The sequence below is a fragment of the Ensifer sp. ENS02 genome, from assembly GCF_014851885.1.
GTDB lineage: Bacteria > Pseudomonadota > Alphaproteobacteria > Rhizobiales > Rhizobiaceae > Ensifer > Ensifer adhaerens.
In genome coordinates, this window is sequence record NZ_JACVAO010000008.1 from 201,127 (window position 1) to 221,197 (window position 20,071).

Annotated in this window: 21 protein-coding genes and 1 pseudogene; 9 read left to right on the forward strand and 13 right to left on the reverse strand. The window is 62.9% G+C overall.

Features of this window, described 5'->3' with window-relative positions; genetic code table 11:
• Nucleotides 1-41: 41 nt before the first annotated feature.
• On the reverse strand, nucleotides 42-1,901 hold the full coding sequence (locus IB262_RS18480) for a M3 family oligoendopeptidase (RefSeq protein WP_089044563.1): 1,860 nt from the start codon (nucleotides 1,899-1,901) through the stop codon (nucleotides 42-44).
• Between the two features lie 187 nt (nucleotides 1,902-2,088).
• Between IB262_RS18480 and IB262_RS18485 the strand changes: the two genes are divergently transcribed.
• Together IB262_RS18485 and IB262_RS18490 are read left to right on the forward strand one after the other, a co-directional pair.
• Nucleotides 2,089-3,633, forward strand: a complete 1,545-nt coding sequence (locus IB262_RS18485) for a sigma-54 dependent transcriptional regulator (protein ID WP_192493733.1) — start codon at nucleotides 2,089-2,091, stop codon at nucleotides 3,631-3,633.
• A gap of 180 nt (nucleotides 3,634-3,813) precedes the next feature.
• Nucleotides 3,814-5,670 (forward strand): DUF882 domain-containing protein, encoded by a 1,857-nt coding sequence (locus tag IB262_RS18490; RefSeq protein ID WP_034806108.1) that lies wholly within the window; start codon nucleotides 3,814-3,816, stop codon nucleotides 5,668-5,670.
• 179 nt (nucleotides 5,671-5,849) lie between these two features.
• Here IB262_RS18490 and IB262_RS18495 read toward each other — a convergent pair whose 3' ends face one another.
• The 3 genes from IB262_RS18495 to IB262_RS18505 all read right to left on the reverse strand — a co-directional run bounded on the left by IB262_RS18495 (nucleotide 5,850) and on the right by IB262_RS18505 (nucleotide 7,460).
• The gene (locus IB262_RS18495; protein WP_034806111.1) at nucleotides 5,850-6,113 is read right to left on the reverse strand and encodes a DUF2312 domain-containing protein; all 264 of its coding nucleotides are present in this window, start codon (nucleotides 6,111-6,113) and stop codon (nucleotides 5,850-5,852) included.
• 232 nt (nucleotides 6,114-6,345) lie between these two features.
• A complete protein-coding gene (locus tag IB262_RS18500) occupies nucleotides 6,346-6,654 on the reverse strand; it encodes a DUF1244 domain-containing protein (RefSeq protein ID WP_112976712.1) in 309 nt (102 codons plus the stop codon).
• Nucleotides 6,651-7,460 carry an N-formylglutamate amidohydrolase gene (locus IB262_RS18505; RefSeq protein WP_112976711.1) on the reverse strand — a complete coding sequence of 270 codons (810 nt, stop codon included), beginning with the start codon at nucleotides 7,458-7,460 and terminating at the stop codon, nucleotides 6,651-6,653. Before IB262_RS18505 ends, IB262_RS18500 begins: the two co-directional genes overlap by 4 nt.
• Nucleotides 7,461-7,757: 297 nt before the next feature.
• Here IB262_RS18505 and IB262_RS18510 point away from each other — a divergent pair.
• A pseudogene (locus tag IB262_RS18510) lies at nucleotides 7,758-8,129 on the forward strand (DUF1036 domain-containing protein); the annotation flags it as partial.
• The gene (gene pyk, locus IB262_RS18515; RefSeq protein WP_112976710.1) at nucleotides 8,129-9,568 is read left to right on the forward strand and encodes a pyruvate kinase; all 1,440 of its coding nucleotides are present in this window, start codon (nucleotides 8,129-8,131) and stop codon (nucleotides 9,566-9,568) included. The pseudogene IB262_RS18510 and the gene pyk, both read left to right, overlap by 1 nt.
• 155 nt (nucleotides 9,569-9,723) lie before the next feature.
• On the opposite strand, the gene IB262_RS18520 is transcribed toward pyk, so the two are convergent.
• The 7 genes from IB262_RS18520 to IB262_RS18550 all read right to left on the reverse strand — a co-directional run bounded on the left by IB262_RS18520 (nucleotide 9,724) and on the right by IB262_RS18550 (nucleotide 14,058).
• On the reverse strand, nucleotides 9,724-10,728 hold the full coding sequence (locus tag IB262_RS18520; protein WP_112976709.1) for an alpha/beta hydrolase: 1,005 nt from the start codon (nucleotides 10,726-10,728) through the stop codon (nucleotides 9,724-9,726).
• Between the two features lie 30 nt (nucleotides 10,729-10,758).
• On the reverse strand, nucleotides 10,759-11,184 hold the full coding sequence (locus IB262_RS18525; protein WP_162728845.1) for a lasso peptide biosynthesis protein: 426 nt from the start codon (nucleotides 11,182-11,184) through the stop codon (nucleotides 10,759-10,761).
• 109 nt (nucleotides 11,185-11,293) lie between these two features.
• Nucleotides 11,294-11,908, reverse strand: a complete 615-nt coding sequence (locus IB262_RS18530; RefSeq protein ID WP_034806119.1) for a hypothetical protein — start codon at nucleotides 11,906-11,908, stop codon at nucleotides 11,294-11,296.
• A gap of 78 nt (nucleotides 11,909-11,986) precedes the next feature.
• A complete protein-coding gene (gene ykgO / locus IB262_RS18535; RefSeq protein ID WP_034806120.1) occupies nucleotides 11,987-12,112 on the reverse strand; it encodes a type B 50S ribosomal protein L36 in 126 nt (41 codons plus the stop codon).
• A gap of 171 nt (nucleotides 12,113-12,283) precedes the next feature.
• A complete protein-coding gene (locus IB262_RS18540; RefSeq protein WP_060581099.1) occupies nucleotides 12,284-13,339 on the reverse strand; it encodes a 5-(carboxyamino)imidazole ribonucleotide synthase in 1,056 nt (351 codons plus the stop codon).
• Entirely contained in the window at nucleotides 13,336-13,800 is a 465-nt protein-coding gene (gene purE, locus IB262_RS18545; protein ID WP_034806641.1) for a 5-(carboxyamino)imidazole ribonucleotide mutase, read from the reverse strand. The genes IB262_RS18540 and purE overlap by 4 nt, the downstream gene beginning before the upstream one ends.
• A gap of 54 nt (nucleotides 13,801-13,854) precedes the next feature.
• Nucleotides 13,855-14,058, reverse strand: a complete 204-nt coding sequence (locus IB262_RS18550; protein ID WP_034806122.1) for a DUF465 domain-containing protein — start codon at nucleotides 14,056-14,058, stop codon at nucleotides 13,855-13,857.
• Nucleotides 14,059-14,271: 213 nt separating this feature from the next.
• Here IB262_RS18550 and IB262_RS18555 point away from each other — a divergent pair, with 213 nt between their 5' ends.
• Complete coding sequence (locus IB262_RS18555) at nucleotides 14,272-14,445, forward strand: DUF465 domain-containing protein (protein WP_034806123.1); 174 nt, start codon at nucleotides 14,272-14,274, stop codon at nucleotides 14,443-14,445.
• Nucleotides 14,446-14,601: 156 nt separating this feature from the next.
• Here IB262_RS18555 and IB262_RS18560 read toward each other — a convergent pair whose 3' ends face one another.
• Nucleotides 14,602-14,862, reverse strand: coding sequence for a metalloregulator ArsR/SmtB family transcription factor (locus tag IB262_RS18560; RefSeq protein WP_034806124.1), 261 nt, complete (start codon nucleotides 14,860-14,862; stop codon nucleotides 14,602-14,604).
• Nucleotides 14,863-14,962: 100 nt separating this feature from the next.
• Nucleotides 14,963-15,742, reverse strand: coding sequence for a sulfite exporter TauE/SafE family protein (locus IB262_RS18565; RefSeq protein WP_034806126.1), 780 nt, complete (start codon nucleotides 15,740-15,742; stop codon nucleotides 14,963-14,965).
• A gap of 106 nt (nucleotides 15,743-15,848) precedes the next feature.
• Here IB262_RS18565 and IB262_RS18570 point away from each other — a divergent pair, with 106 nt between their 5' ends.
• The 4 genes from IB262_RS18570 (at nucleotide 15,849) to IB262_RS18585 (ending at nucleotide 20,068) form a co-directional block, all read left to right on the forward strand.
• Entirely contained in the window at nucleotides 15,849-16,496 is a 648-nt protein-coding gene (locus IB262_RS18570; RefSeq protein ID WP_060605949.1) for a thiamine phosphate synthase, read from the forward strand.
• A gap of 9 nt (nucleotides 16,497-16,505) precedes the next feature.
• Entirely contained in the window at nucleotides 16,506-17,645 is a 1,140-nt protein-coding gene (locus IB262_RS18575; protein WP_034806130.1) for a tetratricopeptide repeat protein, read from the forward strand.
• A gap of 271 nt (nucleotides 17,646-17,916) precedes the next feature.
• Nucleotides 17,917-18,717 carry an inositol monophosphatase family protein gene (locus IB262_RS18580; protein WP_034806132.1) on the forward strand — a complete coding sequence of 267 codons (801 nt, stop codon included), beginning with the start codon at nucleotides 17,917-17,919 and terminating at the stop codon, nucleotides 18,715-18,717.
• A 253-nt stretch (nucleotides 18,718-18,970) separates the two neighbouring features.
• Nucleotides 18,971-20,068, forward strand: coding sequence for a MotA/TolQ/ExbB proton channel family protein (locus IB262_RS18585; protein ID WP_034806134.1), 1,098 nt, complete (start codon nucleotides 18,971-18,973; stop codon nucleotides 20,066-20,068).
• The last annotated feature ends 3 nt before the right edge of the window (nucleotides 20,069-20,071 follow it).

Below are 20,071 nucleotides of genomic sequence, written 5' to 3' on the forward strand. Positions count from 1 at the left end.
TCGTCTTGTCGATCGCGCCGCGATCCGGACCCTTGTCCGGATCAGGCCTTATCAAGCGCTTCGAGTTCGTCGATGAGCCCTTCGATCATCGACAGTCCCTGTGCCCAGAACGACGGATCGGTGGCATCGAGGCCGAAGGGGGCGAGCAGTTCGGAATGGTGCTTGGTGCCGCCGGCCTTCAGAAGCTCGAAGTACTTGTCCTGGAAGCCCTGTTCGGCGTTCTGGTAGACCGCGTAGAGCGAGTTCACCAGGCAGTCGCCGAAGGCATAGGCATAGACGTAGAAGGGCGAATGGATGAAGTGCGGGATATAGGCCCAGTAGGTCTCGTAGCCTTCGGAAATCCGGATGGCCGGGCCAAGGCTCTCGTTCTGCACCGACAGCCACAGCTTACCGATATCGTCGGCCGTCAGCTCGCCTTCCTTCCGCGCGGTGTGCACCTTGCGCTCGAACTCGTAGAAGGCGATCTGGCGCACGACCGTGTTGATCATGTCCTCGACCTTCTGGGAGAGCATGGCCTTGCGCTCGCGCTTGTCCTTCGTCTGGTCGAGAAGCGCGCGGAAGGTCAGCATCTCGCCGAAGACAGACGCGGTTTCGGCGAGCGTCAGCGGCGTCGAGGCCATCAACGCGCCCTGTCCGCCGGCAAGCACCTGGTGCACGCCGTGGCCGAGCTCGTGGGCGAGCGTCATCACGTCGCGCGGCTTGCCCATGTAGTTGACGAGCACATAGGGGTGAGCCGACGGCACCGTCGGGTGGGCGAAGGCGCCCGGCGCCTTGCCGGGCCGCACCGGCGCGTCGATCCAGCGCTCGTCGAAGAAACGGCGGGCGATATCAGCCATTTCCGGCGCGAAGGCATTATAGGCGGAGAGCACCGTGTCCTTGGCCTCGTCCCAGGAGATCAGCGCGTTCGGCGTTTCCGGCAGCGGCGCGTTGCGGTCCCAGAAATCCATCTGCTCCATGCCGAGCCACTTTGCCTTCAGCGAATAGTAGCGGTGCGACAGGCGCGGATAGGCGGACTTGACCGCTTCGGCGAGTGCATCGACGACCTCGCGCTCGACGCGGTTGGCCAGATGCCGGCTGTCGGCAATATCCTTGAAGCCGCGCCAGCGGTCGGAGATTTCCTTGTCCTTGGCGAGCGTGTTGGTGATCAGCGTGAAGGTGCGGATATTGGCCTTGAAGGTTTCCGCCAGCGCCATCGCCGCCTTCTTGCGAACGTCGCTCGACGGGTCCTGCAGCAGGTTCAGGGTGACCTCGAGCGGCAGCGCTTCACCGTCGACAGTGAAGGTGAGGCTTGCCATAGTCTCGTCGAACAGCCGGTTGAAGGCGGCGGCACCGGTCATCGATTTTTCCAGGAAAAGCTGCTCCAGCTTGTCGTCGAGCTGATAGGGCTTGTCCATGCGCAGGTCGGTCAGCCAGGGCTTGTAATGGGCGGCGAGCGCGTCTGTTTCGAGTGCCTTGTCGAGGATCGCGTCGTCGATCCGGTTCAGCTCCAGGGAGAAGAACAGGAGATGCGCCGACATGTCGGTGAGCTTCGACTGCACATCGCCGTAAAGCTTGCCATTCTCCGGCTTGGACGTGTCCGAAAAATAGGTGAGGCCCGCAAACGACGCGATGCGGCCCATGATGTCTTCGAGCGCTTCGAATTCCCGCACGGCAGCGCCGATGCCGGCTTCGCCGCTCTTCGTCGCCGCTTCGGCCAGCTTGCCCTTCCACTTGGTCTCGAAGGCGATCGCGTCGGCATCGGCCTTCTTCATATCGTTGCGAAACGCATCCGAGGAAGCGGAGGCATAAAGATCCTCCAGCCGCCAGGAGGGCAGATCACCGAGGTCGGCAGCGGCGCCATGGCTCTGGCCGGCGGCGGCGCGGACAACAAATTGCTCGGGGGCGAAGGGGCGGAAGGTCATCGTCGGATTTCTCTCGTTCGTGACAGGAAGAGGCAGCGATATGGGCCCCATTGCTATCGCCGGCAATGGATAAAATGCAAGCATTTCTCAAAACATGATGTTCAGCCCTTTATGGCACAGATGCCTGACGTGATTTGGCACATGAGGTTGGCCAAAGAGTACCGCGTGTCCAGAGCAGGAGGCTTCCGTGACATCACACATTCTGGTCATTGATGACGATCCGGTGCAGCGCCGGTTGCTGACGAACATGATCGAGCGTCTCGGTCATGTGGCGCATCTCGCCGATAACGGCCGCAGCGGTCTGGAACTGCTGGAGCGCAAGGGCGGCATGATCAATGTCATCCTTCTCGATCTCCTGATGCCGGAAATGAACGGCCACGGCTTCCTCGAAGCGCTGGCCGAGCGCGGCGTCGACACGCCGGTCATCGTCCAGACCGGACAGGGCGGCATCGAGACCGTGGTGCACGCGATGCAGGCCGGCGCCTTCGACTTCCTGGTCAAGCCGGTCTCTCCGGAACGGCTGTCCGTGGCCATCAGCAATGCGCTGAAAATGGCAAGCCGTGACGGCAAGGTCAAAACCTCGCGCCGTCCGCGCGGTGGCGCCGTCGGCTTCGACGATATCGTCTCGGCAAGCCCCGCGATGATCCGGGTGATCGACCTTGCGCGCCGCGCCGCGCAGTCCAACATCCCGATCGTGCTCGAGGGCGAATCCGGCGTCGGCAAGGAAATGGTGGCGCGCGCCATCCAGTCGGCAAGCGACAGGGTCGGCAAGCCCTTCATCACCGTCAACTGTGGCGCCATCCCGCACAATCTGGTCGAGAGCATTCTCTTCGGTCACGAAAAGGGTGCCTTTACCGGCGCGACCGAAAAGCACACCGGCAAGTTCGTCGATGCGGACGGAGGAACCCTGTTCCTCGACGAGATTGGCGACTTGCCGCTCGAGGTTCAGGTGAAGCTGCTGCGCGCGGTTCAGCAGGGCGAGGTCGAGACGATCGGCGCGCGCCATCCGCAGAAGGTGAACGTGCGGCTGATCTCGGCCACCAACAAGGATCTGATCAACGAAGTGCGCGAAGGGCGGTTCCGCGAGGATCTCTACTACCGCCTCAATGTTTTCCCGATCACCATTCCGGCGCTTCGCCGACGCAAGGAAGATATCCCGGTGCTGGTGCGCTCCTTCGTCGAGCGCTTCGCCACCGAGCAGCGGCTGAACCAGCCGCTGACGGTATCGAGCGGTGCGCTCGCGCTTCTGACCGCCTATGATTGGCCGGGCAACATTCGCCAGCTCGAGAACGCGATCTTCCGCGCCGTCGTGCTTGCCGAGGGCAACGAACTGACGGTGAAGGATTTCCCGCAGATCGCCACTCAGATACCCGGCTACGTGGTTTCCGATCGTTCGGGCTTCTCCTGGGGCGAGGGCGGACCGGAGCGGGCGCCGGCTGGCGGCGAGACGGCATCAAGCGTCTATCCAGACTTCGCGAGTGCGGCGAAATCCATGGAGGCGGAAACCTCCAGCGACCCGCGCATGGAGAATGCGATCGCCAGCGTCGACGAGGGCGGAGACGTGCGCAAGCTTGCCGAAGTCGAGGAGGAATTGATTCGTTTTGCGCTGAAATTCTACCGCGGCCAGATGAGTCAGGTGGCCCGAAAGCTCGGTATCGGCCGGTCTACCCTCTACCGCAAGCTGAAGGATTATGGCATCGATCCCGATAACCCTTTGAGAGAGGCGGCATAAAATCGACGCATTCACGATTCATTAGCCGTGCTATTCAGTCACCGCCGTTTAGACCTTGTTAGTGAAGTATTCACTATATTATAAGGGGCGGTGACGACTGTGGCAAATTTGCCATGCTGTCACCTTATTTGACAGTCATCTGAGACAGCGAAGCACGGTTGTCCGTCGGACGGGGATTGAATGCCAAATTTGTTCGGTTTTAAGAAGCCGCTCGGCTCCTTAGCGAGAGTCTGCGCGGCGGTCACCCGCCGGGTGCCGCAGGTTCTGACATCCGTTGCTCTTGCGGCTGCCCTCGTTACGCCTGGTTTTGCTCCTCCCGTGGAGGCCGCAGGCCAGACCCGGACACTGAAGCTCTATTTCATTCATACTCAGGAAAAGGCGCAGATCACCTTCAAGCGCAATGGCCGCTACGACGCCAAGGGTCTGCAGGAAATCAACCGTTTCCTGCGCGACTGGCGTCGCAACGAGCCGACGAAGATGGACCCGCGCCTGCTCGATCTCGTCTGGGAAGTCTACCAGAAGAGCGGATCGCGCGATTACATCCACGTCGTTTCGGCCTATCGTTCGCCGGCGACCAACGGCATGCTGCGTTCGCGTTCGAAGGGCGTCGCCAAGAAGAGCCAGCACATGCTCGGCAAGGCGATGGACTTCTATCTGCCGGATGTGAAGCTGAAGACGCTGCGTGAAATCGGCGTGAAATTCCAGGTGGGCGGCGTCGGTTACTACCCGACTTCCGGCTCGCCTTTCGTCCATATGGATGTCGGTGGCGTTCGCGCCTGGCCGCGCATGAGCCGTGCCGAATTGGCGCGCCTCTTCCCCGACGGCAAGACCATGCATCTGCCGTCCGACGGCAAGCCGCTTCCGGGTTATGACCAGGCGGTTGCCGACTACAAGCGTCGCGTCGGCGCGTCGGCGATCCAGGTCGCTGGCGGCGGCGATACGGGCCCGGGCGATACGGCGAGCGGCAAGCGCCGCGGCAACCTGTTCGCCATGCTCTTTGGCGGCGGCGGTGACGAGGATGAAGAACCCTCGGCAATCGCAGCCGGCCCTGGTGCCGACGATGAAGGTGGCGCAGCTCCTGCTGCCAAGGTACAGACGGCTGCCGCGCCCGCCGCTCAGGAAGCGCTGCCCGGCGTCGCCGGTTCTGTCGCCGCCGAGCCGACGGTTGCTGCCGAACAGAACATCAATGCGCCGGTCCCGGCGGTGCGGCCTGCCTTCAAGCAAGCGCCTGCCGATGGTGGCGTAGCCGTCGCCCTGGTGGCGCCGGAGAAGAACCCGGCGCAGGAAGCCCTTGCTGCCGCCCTGCCGCCAACCTCGGAAATGCCGAGCGAGTTTGCCGACCTCGGCTCGATGAAGGTTCCTGTGCCGCAAATGCTTGACCGCCGCGACATGAACACGCTCGTCGCATCCGCCGATGCCGAGCCGGACATGCAGGCGCTCGGTTTCGTGCCGGTTCCGGCCGTGCGGCCCGCGGGTGACGCGGCGCTTGCCGCCGTTGCCGATGCACAGGTCGTGATCCCCTCCTTCGCGGAGCGCCCGGTCGTGGCATCCGCCGAACCGCCGCGCGACGTGGCGGCCGAAGCCAAGACCCGTGTCGCGCTTGCCCAGCCGACGCCAGCTGAACGTCAGCCGGTTGCCCAGCCGCAGCCGATCGAGATGGCAGCCTATGCGCCGCAGTCGGGTACAAATGCGCGCGCCGCGATCTTCGACAGCGCCTTCGACACGCAGGCGGAAGCTCCGGCCAAGGGCGGCCGACCGAAGAAGAACGACGCCGATGCCGCGACCCGCTCGTCGGTGCGCGCCGAGCCGAAGCTGACCCAGAAGATCATTTCCGAATGGGCGCTTTCGACCGGCCGCGTCGCAACGCTTTCCAAGCCGGTGAAGGCGCCGCGCTTCGTCAGCAAGTCACTGCGTACTGCTCCGACGACGGTCTATGCTGCCGGCTTCTCCAGCAGCGCCGGACCAAACGTCGACACGGCCCGGTTCAGCGGCAATGCCGTCAACTTCATGGAAGTGAAGAAGTTCAGCACCAACTGAGCTTCCACCAAACCCTAGACACGAAAAAGCCCGCCGACCTGGCGGGCTTTTTCGTATCTATATTCTGCCTTATGTCGGCTCCCGGCATTTCGGCTCCCGGCTGCATTGAGAGCCTCTGCTGCCGGCGTTCACGCGCGGAAGGCGAAGGCCGCCGACAGGCGGCCTTCAAAAAGGCTTGCTTATTCCTCGTCGGCTGCCGGCACCATGCCGAGCGCCTGGAGGTAGGTGTCGAGGATCGCTTCCTGTTCCATGCGCTCGTCGTGGTCCTGCTTGCGGATCGAAATGACCTTGCGCAGGATCTTGGCGTCGAAACCTGTGGACTTGGCTTCGCCATAGACGTCCTTGATGTCGTCGGCGATGGTCTTCTTTTCTTCTTCCAGGCGTTCGATCCGTTCGATGAAAGCACGAAGCTGATCGCGTGCGACGCCGTGAGCATCCGACATGGTCTTCTCCTTGATAGGGGGAATAGAATTTCTTGGGTGCCGTGACGTGCCGCGAACGGCCGCCAAGGTCAAGGGTGATTGCGCAACAACGCGGTCATTTCCGTGGCAGAGGCGGGCGAAACGACCCTTATTCCTTTGATCACGACGGTTTGCGTCGGCTCGATCCAGCCATCATTTTCAAGCGGCTTACGAGTTAGAGTGGAATGCCGCGGAAACCCGCACACGCCTTTCCTCACTCAGCTTTGGGCCGGTTGAGCTCGAACGCCGCCTTTTGTTCTGCGGATGCTTCCCTCTGGTTGCGCTCGCGCCATTCCTCGTAGGGCATGCCGTAGATGATCTCGCGCGATTCCTCCTTGGCAAGCGGAACGCCCGCCTGTTCGGCGGCTTCGCGATACCAGTTGGACAGGCAGTTGCGGCAGAAGCCGGCGAGGTTCATCAGGTCGATGTTCTGGACATCGCTGTGCTCGCGCAGATGGTTGACCAGCCGGCGAAAGGCGGCGGCCTCGAAGGCGATCTGTTGCTCCGGGGTCAGTTCGGTCATGGTCGCTCGTCCTCTTCATCATAGGCGCCGGTGCGAGAGATGTGCCGCTCGTACCGATGCAGTTCGGGCATGGCGTTGAGGCTTGCCAGGATCGGCGCCAGCCGCTCGGCCCAGGCGGCAACGCCTTCAGCGTCGGCGATCAGATCCTGCCGCACCTCGATCAGGGCATGCGCAATGCCCGGCACCATGCAGTGCCGGAACATGGTATCGCCGCGCAACGCGCCGTCATAGGGTTCATTGTTGCCGACGACGATATCGCCCGGTGCCTCGAGCCTGTCGATCAGTGGCCGAACGGCGCGGCCGTCGCTGTCCCAGAGGACGGCGGCGTGCCAGGGACGGGCGACGCCCTTCCAGGCCGGCGTGTAGGAATGGATGGAGATGACCAGTGGTGCTGCGCCCTGCGCCTCGGCGCTTCGGCCGATCGTCTCGGAGACGGCGCGGTGATAGGGACGATGGAACCGGTTCAGCCGGTTTTCCCACTCCTTCTCGGTGATGGGATGGTTTCCCGGAATGATCGCTCCGTCGGAAATCCGCATGATCAGCGTCGGGTCGTCCTCGCCGCGATTGGGATCGATCAGCAAGCGCGAGAAGCAGCCGAGAACGGCCGGCGCATCGAGCATCGCCGACAGGCGCCGCACGAGCGCTTCGACACCGATATCATAGGCGATGTGCCGCTCGAAGGCCGCGGCGGGAAGGCCGAGACTGCCATACTCGGCAGGCAGCCGGTTCATCGCGTGATCGGCAAGGAGCACGAGCCCGGTTGTGGGCTTGGCTTCGATAATCTCATAGGGAGAATAGTGTTGCATGCCGTTCCAGTCCGTTTCAGCGTCCCGTCTCGCTGATCGCACGCGAGGGCGTCAATCGCAAGAAAAACGCAACTGTTTATCGAAATCCGAAAGCAATTTACCGATTGTAATCGATTAGAGTTGCGTTGACTTTCGGGGCTGCCCGTCGCAAGAAAGTGCCACGCAAATCAAAACGGAGTTCCATCGGAAACCGTGTCCAGATATCCTTTTTCCAAAGCGAAGCCGGGGCTGACGACACTGGGAGGCATCCTCCTGTTTCTCCTGGCAACATCAAGCTCATTTCTTTTCGCCAGCGACGCACGCGCCGACTTCCGTGTGTGCAACGGCACCCAGACACTGGTCGGCGTAGCCATCGGCTACCGGGCCAAGGACGGCTGGATGACGGAAGGCTGGTGGCAGGTGCCTGCCAACACCTGCGCGACCCTGATCGAGGGCGAGCTTCAGTCACGATATTATTATCTTTACGCGGAAGATGCGGCCCGTGGCGGCCGCTGGACCGGTGACGTCAACATGTGCGTTGCCGAGAACGAATTTAAAATCACGGGCGTGCAGGACTGCTTCGCCCGCGGCTTCCAGCGCATGGGATTCAAAGAGTACGACACGGGACGGCAGGGAAGCTGGATGGTTCAGCTTTCGGATCCGTCCGGCACGCAGGAAAGCCAGAATTGATGAAGCGGAACAGAAAAGTCAAAATCCTCGCAACGCTCGGACCGGCGTCTTCGGACGAGCAGATGATCCAGAAGCTGCACGAGGCCGGGGCCGATCTGTTCCGCATCAACATGAGCCACGCGAGCCACGAGGTGATGCGCACCCTGGTGCAGCGCATCCGCGCGGTCGAGGCGCGCTGCGGCCGGCCGATCGGCATTCTCGGCGACCTGCAGGGACCGAAGCTGCGTGTCGGCAAGTTCGCCGACGGCAAGGTCGATCTCAAGGTCGGCCAGACCTTCACGCTCGACAACAAGGACGAGCCTGGCGACAACACCCGTGTCTATCTGCCCCATCCGGAGATCCTCGAAGCGGTCAAGCCCGGCCATCGCCTGCTGATCGACGACGGCAAGCTGCACCTCAAGGCCGAGAAGACCGACGGCAAGAGCATCGTCACGACCGTTGTCGCCGGCACCAAGATTTCCGACCGCAAGGGCGTCAGCCTGCCCGACACGCTGCTTGCCGTCGGCGTGCTGACCGACAAGGACCGCGCCGACCTCGACGCCGTTCTGGCGACCGGTGAATTCGACTGGGTGGCGCTCTCCTTCGTGCAGCGCCCGGAAGACCTGGCCGAAGTTCGCAAGATCGCCCGCGGCCGCGTCGGCCTCATGTCGAAGATCGAGAAGCCACAGGCATTGGACCGGATCGACGAGATCATCGAACTCTCGGACGCGCTGATGGTTGCCCGCGGTGACCTCGGCGTCGAGATGCCGCTGGAATCGGTGCCGGGCCTGCAGAAGCAGCTGACGCGCGCATGTCGCCGCGCCGGCAAGCCGGTAGTGGTCGCCACGCAGATGCTGGAATCGATGATTTCGGCTCCGGTCCCGACGCGCGCGGAAGTCTCCGACGTCGCGACGGCCGTCTTCGAAGGTGCGGACGCCGTCATGCTTTCGGCAGAATCGGCCTCGGGCGAATATCCGGTGGAAGCCGTTTCGACCATGGCGTCGATCGCCAGCAACGTCGAGCGCGACCCGCATTATTCGAGCATCATCTACGCGCAGCGCACGCCGCCGGAGGCGACCGGCGCCGACGCGATTTCGCTCGCTGCCCATCAGATCGCCGAGACGCTGCGGCTTTCGGCAATCGTCTGCTACACGTCGTCGGGTACGACGGGTCTGCGCGCCGCCCGCGAGCGCCCGCAGGTGCCGATCATCGCGCTGTCGCCGATCGTGCAGACGGCCCGCCGCCTCTCGGTCGTATGGGGTCTGCATTGCGTCGTTACCGAGGATGCGACGGATCTCGACGACATGGTCAACCGCGCATGCCGCATCGTTGCCTCGGAAGGCTTCGGCAAGCCGGGCGAACGCATCATCATTTCGGCCGGCGTGCCGCTCGGTACCCCCGGCGCGACCAACATGCTGCGTATCGCCTATATCGGCTCGGACGGCATGAGCGGCGTCTGACGCCCGCTCTCTTTTTAGGACTGCAACGAAACCCCAGGAGCGCTGATCCGCTCCCGGGGTTTCGTGTTTTGTTGATGATGGCAACTAGCGGGATAACGGGCGCGCCGACAAAGGCTGCCAGATGAGGTGCGGCCGCAACGGATGGTCTGGCGCGATCACGGTGTCTTGGCGGCGGCAAGCCTTTCTTCGGCGCGCTTTACTGCCGCATCCAGATCCCCGGGCTTGCCGGCCAGCTTCTCCACCGCGGCGACGATGACATCGGTGACCACATAGTCGGGCTTGTGGCCGAGATTGCCGATCCAGAGCAACTCGGCGCCGGGGATATCGCGCGCCAGCCCGCGTGAGTGGATATCGGCCAGCACGATGCCATCGCTGTCGCCGGTGATGATCACCGTCGGTGCGGCGATCTCGCGGTAGCGCGGCGCGGTCGCGGTCAGATAGGCGTGCAGGTTGGCGATGTCGCGGGCATTGCTGAGGAAGGTCGAGGGACGCAGCACCAGATGCGGGCCGGTCTTGTCGATGTAGTCGGCCGGCCGTGGATTGGGCGAAAAGATCGAGTGCGTGCCGCCCTCGATGCGCCGCTGCCCGAGCGGCGTCACCAGCGTGTGGGCGAAGAGCCAGCCGACGAAGGGCAGGGCCGTCAAGCGGTAATACCAGTCGATGCCGCCGGGCCAGGGATGGGTCGCCGGCGCCAGCAGGACGAGGCCGGCGGTCTTGTCCGGGTGGTTGAGGGCGAAGCTCGCTGCAATCGCGCCGCCGAAGGAGTGGCCGACGATCACGGCGTGACGGATGCCGCGCCTGTCCATCAGCTTTGCGATCGCATCCGCCTGACCGTCCGGCAGGTCGTTTTCCGGTCCGCCGCGCTCCGAGTAGCCGTGTCCCGGGCGATCGACGAACAGCATCTCGGCGCGGCCGTCAAGGGCCGGTGCGAAGGCATGCAGCTGGTCGAGCAGGTTGCCGCTGGCGCCATGGATGAAGACGACGGGCAAGAGGTCGGCTTGTCCGCCGGCGGGCAGGTGCGCGCTGTTCATGCGGTAGCCGCCGATGTCGATCAGTTCGCCGACATTGGGAAAGCGCCGGGCGAAGCTACGCGCGTGCCAGAGGCTGTAGGCGACGCCGGCGAGTATCAGTGCAAGGGACAGGAGCGCAACTGGGAACATAGTCTCTATTTGTCTTCCGGCGCCCGGCTTTCAAGGCGTAAGCGAACCCTTGGGGCCACCGGCACTTATTCTTTGCCATTGCGGCCAGATGTCGTCCACGGCGCGCCGGCGGGCCAGCACGAACTCTGGCAGCGCCCCATCCCGGTTGCCTTTGTTGTAGCGGTTGTCCGTGCGATCGACAACGAGGACCGGAGGCGCGCCGAATTGATCGGCTGTGATGTCGACGATGAAATCGCCGCATTCGACCCAGGCGTGGCTTTGCCAGCTCTTCCCGCAGTTGAAGCCGAACGGTCCGATTTCAGGCTCCAACGGCCCGCTGCGCGGCGTTCCGCAGACCCAGTCGGCGCTGAAGCCTTGGGTGCTCAAGACGCGCTGCAGGAACAGGCTCGTGCGGCCGCAGGTGCCTTGCGAGGCGATCGTGGGGCGGTCCGCGCCGGCGTGACGATGCCATTCCATCCAGATCGGTTCGATGAAATGGCGCGCGGCTGTCGCGATCTTCAGAAGCGACGTCCTGTCGGAGGGGATGGGCGTTGGCGGGCTTGGCAATCGACTGGAACGCGCGTTGTCAGGTCTTGCTGCCGGCGAGTTTCTCGGCAAGTTCGCCCAGTTGTTCCTGCGCCTTGCGATCGGCGGGATAAATGTCCAGGAACTGTTCCCAGGCACGCATGGCAAGCTCATCCTTGCCGGAGGCGCCGAGGATTGCCGCCATGCCGGCAAGTGCGCCAAAGTGGCGGGGCTCGATCGACAGCACGCGATTGATGTCCGACATGGATTTCCGGTAGTTGCCCATCGCGTAATGCAGTGTCGCGCGGCGGTTCCAGCCTTCGACATAATTGGGTGCAAGGGCGATAACCTGGTCGAGGATATCGAGAGCGGCCGGCTGCTTGTTGTCGGTGATCGCCTTGTCGGCCCATTGCATCAGCAGGTTGACGGTGGCGCTGCCGGAATCCTGCCACTCGATGCGGATCTGGTTGGAGAGCTCGCGTGCCTTGTCGGGGTCGCGTTCCTTTTTCAGGTCGGCGAACAGGGTGTCGAGGCGCTGCTTCGGGGTGGTGAGGCTGGTTGCTTCCGGTTGGGTCGAGGCTTCCGCCGCGAAGGAAACATTGCCAGCTCCCGTGGAGGTGGCGAGCAGGGCGGAACACGCCAGAATCAAGGGTATAAAAACTCGCATGGCGAGCATGTTAGCTCGCCACGGAATAACTTCAAAATCAATTCTGGGACATCGCTTGAGCGCTGTCCCCAAGTCCCCTGTCGGGTCTCAGCCCTGACGAGCCTTGAAGCGCGGGTTGGACTTGTTGATGATATAGATGCGGCCCTTGCGACGAACCAGACGGTTTTCGCGGTGGCGGGTCTTGAGCGACTTGAGCGAATTCTTGATCTTCATTTTCCTGATCCGCAGGTTTCGGGGAATGAAAATTCGCCCGGTATCTCTAACAATCAAAAGCGCGCCCGTGAGCGCGCTCCTTTAAGGTGGGATGGCAAATACCGTGTCACCCCTGGTGTGTCAACCACAAGACGCCCCATTTTGGTGTCTTGCCCCGCATTTCTATGGTCCTCAGCCGCGGACGAGCCGCGTGACGTGGCCCATTTTGCGGCCGGCGCGGGCCTCGGTCTTGCCGTAGAGGTGCACCAGCACGTCATCCTCGGCAAGCCATGTGGGGACCGTGTCGAGGTCGTCGCCGATCAGGTTCTGCATGACGCAGTCCGAATGGCGACGCGGATTGCCGAGCGGCAGTCCGGCGACGGCACGGATATGCTGCTCGAACTGCGAGACGACGCAGGCAGCTTCCGTCCAGTGGCCGGAATTGTGCACGCGGGGCGCCATCTCGTTGACGATCAGGCTGCCGTCGGCGAGCACAAAGAACTCGACGCCGATGACGCCGACATAGCCGAGCGCATCGAGGATCGCCTTGGCTGCAACCCGTGCCGCTGCGCCGGTCGCAGCACCGATCTCTGCCGGGACCGTCGAGGTATGGAGGATGCCGTTGCGATGCACGTTTTCCGCCGGATCGAAACAGGCAACGGCGCCATCGGGTGCGCGGGCGGCGATGATCGAGATTTCGCGCTCGAAGGGCACGAAGCTTTCGAGGATCAGCGGTACGCCGCCGAGTGCTGCGAAAGCGCCCGCCGGGCTGTCTGCCGTCGAGCGGAAGACGCGCTGTCCCTTGCCGTCATAGCCGAGGCGACGGGTTTTCAGCACGCCGGTCCCGCCGAAATCCGCAAGTGCCGCTTCCAGATCGGCCTGGCTGTCGACGGCATGGAAGCGCGCCGTGGCAATGCCGCAGCCGTTGATGAAGCGCTTCTCGGTGAGGCGGTCCTGCGCGACTTCCAGCGCTTTCGGTGGCGGGAAGACGGGGCGTTTTGCCGCCAGTCGCTCGGCAGCCGCGACCGGAACGTTCTCGAATTCGTAGGTGATGATGTCGCTGACTTCAGCAAGCTTTCCGAGCGCGGCTTCGTCGTCATAGGCAGCGACGATCTGGTCGTTTGCGACCTGGGCAGCCGGACAGTCGACCTGCGGCTCGAGGATGACCGTGCGGAAGTTCAGTCGGGCGGCTGCCATCGCCAGCATGCGGCCGAGCTGGCCGCCGCCGATAATGCCGATGGTGGTCATGCCTCGTCCACCGGATACTCGGCAACGGCAATGGTCTGCTGTTCGCGCCAGTCGTCGAGCCGGTCGGCGAGGTCCTCGTCGCCAAGCGCAAGGACGGCTGCGGCAAGGAGGGCTGCGTTGACCGCACCGGCGCGGCCGATCGCCAGCGTTCCGACCGGGATGCCGGCCGGCATCTGGACAATCGACAGCAGGCTGTCCTGGCCGGAAAGCGCCTTCGACTGGACGGGGACGCCGAAGACCGGCAGCGGCGTCATCGAGGCGCACATGCCGGGCAGATGCGCTGCACCTCCGGCACCGGCGATGATCACCTTGAAGCCCTCGTCGCGAGCGCCCTTGGCGAAGCTGACAAGCCGATCGGGCGTGCGATGGGCCGAAACGATGCGTGCCTCATAGGGAATGTCGAGCGCGTCGAGCGTATCGGCGGCGTTCTTCATCGTCTCCCAGTCCGACTGGCTTCCCATGATGATGGCGACGGGTGGGGTCGTGGTGTCGATCACGTCTGTCCTGTTCCGCGTTCAGGCGATGATATCGGGAATGATCTGGTCTTCGATCTTGCTGATCTTGTCCTTGATCGCCAGCTTCTTCTTCTTCATGCGCTGCACTCTGAGCGCGTCGCAGCCGGTCTCGATCATGGCGTTGATGGCAGCATCATAGTCTTCATGTTCCTGCCTCAGCCGCGCGGCGGTCAGTCTGAGTTCGGCCTGGTCCTGGTCCGGCATGCAAAGCGATCCCCATCAGCCCGGTTGCGAAGTCCTCCTCGAACCGGAATTTCATGCGCCGCTCTATCACATCTTGGGCGGTAACGGGAAGTTATCCCTCGTCATCATTTCGCCTTCGACAAATGAAAAATGGCATGGCACAGTAGTAAGGTTACAACCATGAAACATCCGGCATTTGCGTGCCGGATGCAAGCAAAAGGAAGGGACTGCCAAATGACTGTTGAGGCTCATCTTGCAACGCTTGAGAAAAAACATGGCGCCCTGGAGCAGGAGCTCCACGTAGCGATGAATCAGCCGTCCGTGGAAGACGAACTGATTACCGATATCAAGCGAAGGAAGCTGCGCATCAAGGACGAAATCGAAAGGCTTCGCTCCTCGACTCACTGATTATCAACGGTATTTCCCAGAACCATCGGGAAGCGCCATCTCCCCTCTGAGTAGGCGCAACAAGGTTTAGAACCAATCCCCCACAGTGGAATATATGGAATTTCGGGCCGGGCTTGACGCCCGGTCCTCTTGTTTTCCGGGTCGTCGCTTCCAAGCTCAAGACCAGAACTGGTCGAGCCAGAGGTTGAGGCGGTCAAACCCCGGCCGGTTGATCGCATAGATCCGCCGCGTGCCGCTCGCCGAGACCGAGACCAAATTGCAGTCCAGCAAGGCTTTCAGGTGCTGCGATACGGCCGGACGGCTGATCGGCAAGCCTTCGGCCAGCTCGTTCACGGTTTTCGGCGCGCGCCGCAATTCCTCCAGCAGGTGGCGCCGGTTCGGGTCCGCAATGGCATCGAAAGGGTCCGCGATCGTCATGGGCGGACGTTAGGGGAATTTTTGCAAGGCAGCAAGAATTTTGTGCGGTGCGAAACGCTAATTTTGCTTTGCAATATTTCCGTAATACTTGGGTGGCGGCTCAGCCGCCCGCAGCGAGGCCGACGATACCGTCCCAGAGCAGCTTCGAGCCCGCGATGAATGCCATGCTATACATGAAGGGGTAGAAGATCTGCGGCTTCATGCGGCGAACGATAAAGGCGCCGCACACGGTCGCGACGATCGCCAGCGGAAAGAGTGTCGCCGAGATTTTCAGGTTGCTGAGGTCGAGTTGCCCGAGCGCGAAATAGGGAATGAGCTTCACCGCGTTCAGGATCGCGAAGAAGCGCACGATCGTGCCCGTATATTCACGTGGGTCGAGCTGCAGTGGCAGCGCGTAGATCTGGAACGGCGGGCCGCCGGCATGCGCAACGAAGCTGCCATAGCCGGCGAACGAGCCCCAAAGCGCTGCCGGCCCGGCCCGCTGCGTCTTCGGCGCGATGGTGATGCCGAGGCGCATGCGCCAGATGTTGTAGACGTAGCGAAGCACGAAGAGCACGGTGATCAGGCCGATGATCAGGCGGAGCAGGTCACGCGAGACATAGGCGGAGGTTGCCCAGCCGATGACGATGCCGGCAATGGCGCCGGGCAAAAGCATGAAAAGGGTCTTGCGGTCGCCATGCTTGCGCCACATCCAGAGCGATACAAGATCCATCGCGATCAGGATCGGCAGGAGAAGGGCGGCGGCCTGGACGGGCGACACCGCCATCGACAAGATCGGTACACCCATGAGCGAAAGTGCTTCCCCCATGCCGCCCTTGCTGAGGCCGACAAGCAGAACGGCCGGGATGGCGATAAGGTAGAAGTCGAGATCCGGAAGCATGGGTGGCTGTTGATCCTTTTGCAGTCTCCGTCTATCGGTTTTCGGAAATGAAATCGAGCGCTGGTTTCGCGGCTTACGCGGCACAGCCGGAAATGGATATCTGAGCATGACAACAGAACGCTGCCGCCTGGTGCTGATCGCGCCCGACATGCCCGATGCGGCGGAACGTGCCAAGGTGCTCGCCGACGCGCTCAAGGGTGGCGACGTCGCCTCGGTGATCGTGCCGCAATACGGGCTCGACGATAGCGAGTTCCAGAAGCATGCCGAGCGCCTGGTGCCGGTCATCCAGGAGGCGGGCGCCGCAGCGCTGATCGCGGGCGACTCGCGCGTTGCCGGTCGCGCCAAGGCGGATGGCCTGCATGTTTCCGGCAATGCCGAAGTGCTCGGTGAGGCGGTCGAGAAGCACACGCCGAAGCTGATCGTCGGCGGCGGCAACGCGGCCGACCGCCACCATGCGCTGGAGATCGGCGAAGTGCGCCCGGACTACGTGTTCTTCGGCAGGACCGACGGCGACATCAAGCCGGAGGCGCATTCGAAGAACCTCGCGCTTGCCGAATGGTGGGCGTCGATGATCGAGATCCCGTGCATCGTCATGGGCGGCACCGATCCGCAATCGGCGCTTGCAGTGGCGGAGACCGGTGCCGAGTTCGTGGCGCTTCGTCTGGCCGTCTTCGGTGAGCCAGGACAGGCGCCCTCCGTCGTTGCCGCGGTCAACGCGTTGCTTGACGAAAAAGCGCCACGGTTTGAAGATTAAGACGTTTCGATGTTGAACCGTCCGTCTTCCAGATTGAGTCGAGGTCTTTCCCTTGTCGCCCTGGCCGTTGCCCTGGCGCTGCCGGCGCATGCGCAGGAGAAGCCGTCCGCAAGCGACGATGCCGGCGTCGAAAAGCGTGGCCGCATCACGCCCTTCAACGGCGCTGCGATGCCCGAAGGAGCCGAGACTGGCGACAAGTCGAACGCGGCTTCGGACAAGAAGCCGGCGGACGGCACGGCGCCATCTGGAGGCGTGGGTGTCTTTGATCGCATGGGCGCCGAATTGCCGGCGCTGCCGGCCGAAAAACCCTTCGCCGGCAAGGTCGACGACGCCTACGGCGCGTTTCAGCGCGGCTATTACCTGACCGCGATGGATCTGGCGCTGCCACGGGCGCAGCTCGGCGATCCTGCGGCACAGACGCTCATTGCCGAAATCCTGCAGCAGGGGCTTGGCGTCGTGCGCAACCCGCAGCAGGCTGCCTTCTGGTATGGCCAGGCGGCAGAAAAAGGCGACCCGGCGGCGATGTTCAAATATGCCCTGATCCTGATGGAAGGGCGCTATGCCAAGCGTGACCGGAAAAAGTCCGAAGAGCTGATGAAGAAGGCGGCCGATCTCGGCAATGGCTCGGCACAGTTCAATTACGGCCAGACGCTCGTTGCCGACAATCCCGGGCCGAAGGGATTGAAGCTGGCGATGCCCTATTACGAGAAGTCGGCCGAACAGGGCATTGCCGACGCGCAATATGCGTTGTCGCAGATCCTGGTCAATGTCGACGGCATCGAGGAAAGCAAGCGGGCGCGTGCCCGCGAATGGCTGATCCGTGCGGCGCGGGCGGGCTTCGATACCGCCCAGTTGGACATCGCGATCTGGATGATCGAAGGCATTGCCGGTGATCGGAACCTGGAGGACGGCTTCGGCTGGATGCGCCGGGCGGCCGAGGGCGGCAACGTGGTGGCGCAGAACCGTCTCTCGCATCTCTATGTCAATGCCATCGGCACGAGGCCCAACCCGGTCGAGGCGGCGAAATGGTATGTGCTGTCACGCCGTGCCGGTCTCAAGGACGATGCGCTCGAGGACTTCTACCTCGGTCTCAATGAAGAGCAGCAGAAGCAGGCGCTGAGTGCGGCCAACAGGTATCGCCGGAGCTGAGCGAGGGGGAATCCCGTCGCCGCCGGCCGGCAAAAATGCTATTTCGCTTGAACTCGCGGGGCTTTTGTGGTTCTGAGGCCGCGGTTTTGCTCGTGGCGCCATGACAGTGGCAGCAATGCGCGAGCGGAGTGAGACTTCACTCGGTTTTTTGACGACGGAGCACGGTTTGCAGCTTGCCCTTGAGGCCAGTAATGCGCCTGTGTTTCGTCAAGCAGGTTCAACGTCCGATCGAACGCGTTCGATCGGCCTTCGTTTTTCAAGGGATCGCCAGATGGCCCGTTCAGCACTTCTCAATGTCATGGTTCAGGCCGCCTTCAAGGCGGGCAAGTCGTTGTCCCGCGATTTCGGCGAAGTCCAGAACCTGCAGGTCTCGCTCAAGGGACCGGGCGACTATGTTTCGCAGGCCGATCGTAAGGCCGAAAAGCTCATTCGCGAAGAACTCCTGAAGGCTCGCCCGACCTATGGCTTCCTCGGCGAGGAAGGCGAAGAGATCATCGGCACCGACGGTGCGCACCGCTGGATCGTCGATCCGCTCGACGGCACCACCAACTTCCTGCACGGCATTCCGCATTTCGCCGTTTCGATCGCACTGGAGCGCCAGGGCGAGATCGTCGGCGCTGTCGTCTTCAACCCGGCAACCGATGAACTCTACACGGCCGAGCGCGGCGGTGGCGCCTTCCTCAACGACCGTCGTCTGCGCGTCGCTGCACGCAAGCATCTTTCCGATGCCGTCATCGCCACCGGCACGCCGCATCTTGGCCGCGGCAACCACGGCAAGTACCTGATCGAACTGCGCCATGTGATGGGCGAAGTTGCAGGTATCCGCCGCATGGGCTCGGCTGCGCTCGATCTTGCCTATGTCGCTGCCGGCCGTTTCGACGGCTACTGGGAGCGCGACCTTGCCGCTTGGGATATTGCTGCCGGTGTGCTTCTCATTCGCGAAGCCGGTGGTTGGACGCACGATATCAACGGCGGCGCCCGCCCGGTCGATGACGGTTCGGTCATCTGCGGCAACGAATACATCGTCAAGGCGCTGACGGAAGTCGTTCACCGCCCGGTGCCGACGAAGTAAGTCGCAATCCCGTTCGTTCCGAAGCCTCCGATGCGCATCCCGCATCGGAGGCTTTGTTTTTGGCGCGAAGCTGGGCGGTGCAACACGACACCGCCACAGGCCTGTGCCTAGCTGGCGACCTGCAGGCCGTGGCGTGATCCCGGCTGCATACACAAATTGGCCCTTGAATCGATTTCGGTTTCAGGAATTATGCGATAGGCTCCGGGCCGGCGCGGCGCCGTTCCGTCAAGTGAAGCGGGAGATACTCATACCCATGACGAAACTGCATCTGTCCGGGTGGAACGGTCGGGAAGGTATGGAAGACGGCTACAACCCGCACAAGCTCTCGAGCCCCATGCACTATTTCTGGACGATGGTGGTCTTTCTGATCATCGTCGGCTTCGTGGGTGCAATCCTCTTCCGTCAGGCCCAAAACGCCTTTCTCGCCAATCCGGGCCTCAACGGCCTGATCCTCGGTGTCCTTCTGATCGGCATCCTGCTCGTCTTCAACCACGTGCTGGGCTTGCGCCCCGAGGTGCGCTGGTTCAACTCGTTTCGTGCCGCCGGAAGCGCCGACAAGGTCGGGCGCGATCCGGTGCTGCTTGCGCCGATGCGGGCGCTGATCGGCGGTCGCCAGACGGCGATCTCGACCACGGCGCTGCGGTCGATCCTCGATTCCATCGCCACCCGCCTCGACGAATCGCGCGACATTTCGCGTTACCTGACCGGGCTTCTGGTGTTTCTCGGCCTGCTCGGCACCTTCTGGGGCCTTCTTGGAACGATCGGCTCGATCAACACGGTCATCCAGTCTCTGGATGCCGGATCGGGAACGACGGAAGACATCCTCTCGGCGCTGAAGAATGGCCTGTCGGCACCGCTCACCGGCATGGGCACGGCGTTTTCGACGTCGCTTTTCGGCCTTTCCGGTTCGCTGATCCTCGGCTTTCTCGATCTGCAGGCCGGGCGCGCGCAGAACCGCTTCTACACCGAGCTTGAAAACTGGCTCTCCTCCGTGACGGACGTCGGCTCGGAACTTTCGCCGGCGCTCGATCTGCCCGCCGGCGCGCCGGTCGAGGAGCTGAAGAGGCTCACCGACCAGCTCGTCCGCCTCAACCATGAGGGCGGCGCGAACCAGCGCACGACCGCGGCCATGGCAAGCCTCGCCGAAGGCATTCAAGGGCTGGTCAAGAACATGCGCGGCGAACAGCAGATGCTGCGGGATTGGATCGAGGCTCAGCAGGACGAAGCCAAGGCGATGCGCAAGACGCTCGACAAGCTGGCATCGCGGGTCGGCATCTCCGACCGGTCGCCTGCGCATGACAAGCCGGCCGTGTCGGCCAAGGCGCGCGTGGAAGAGGCCGGAGGAGAGTAATCC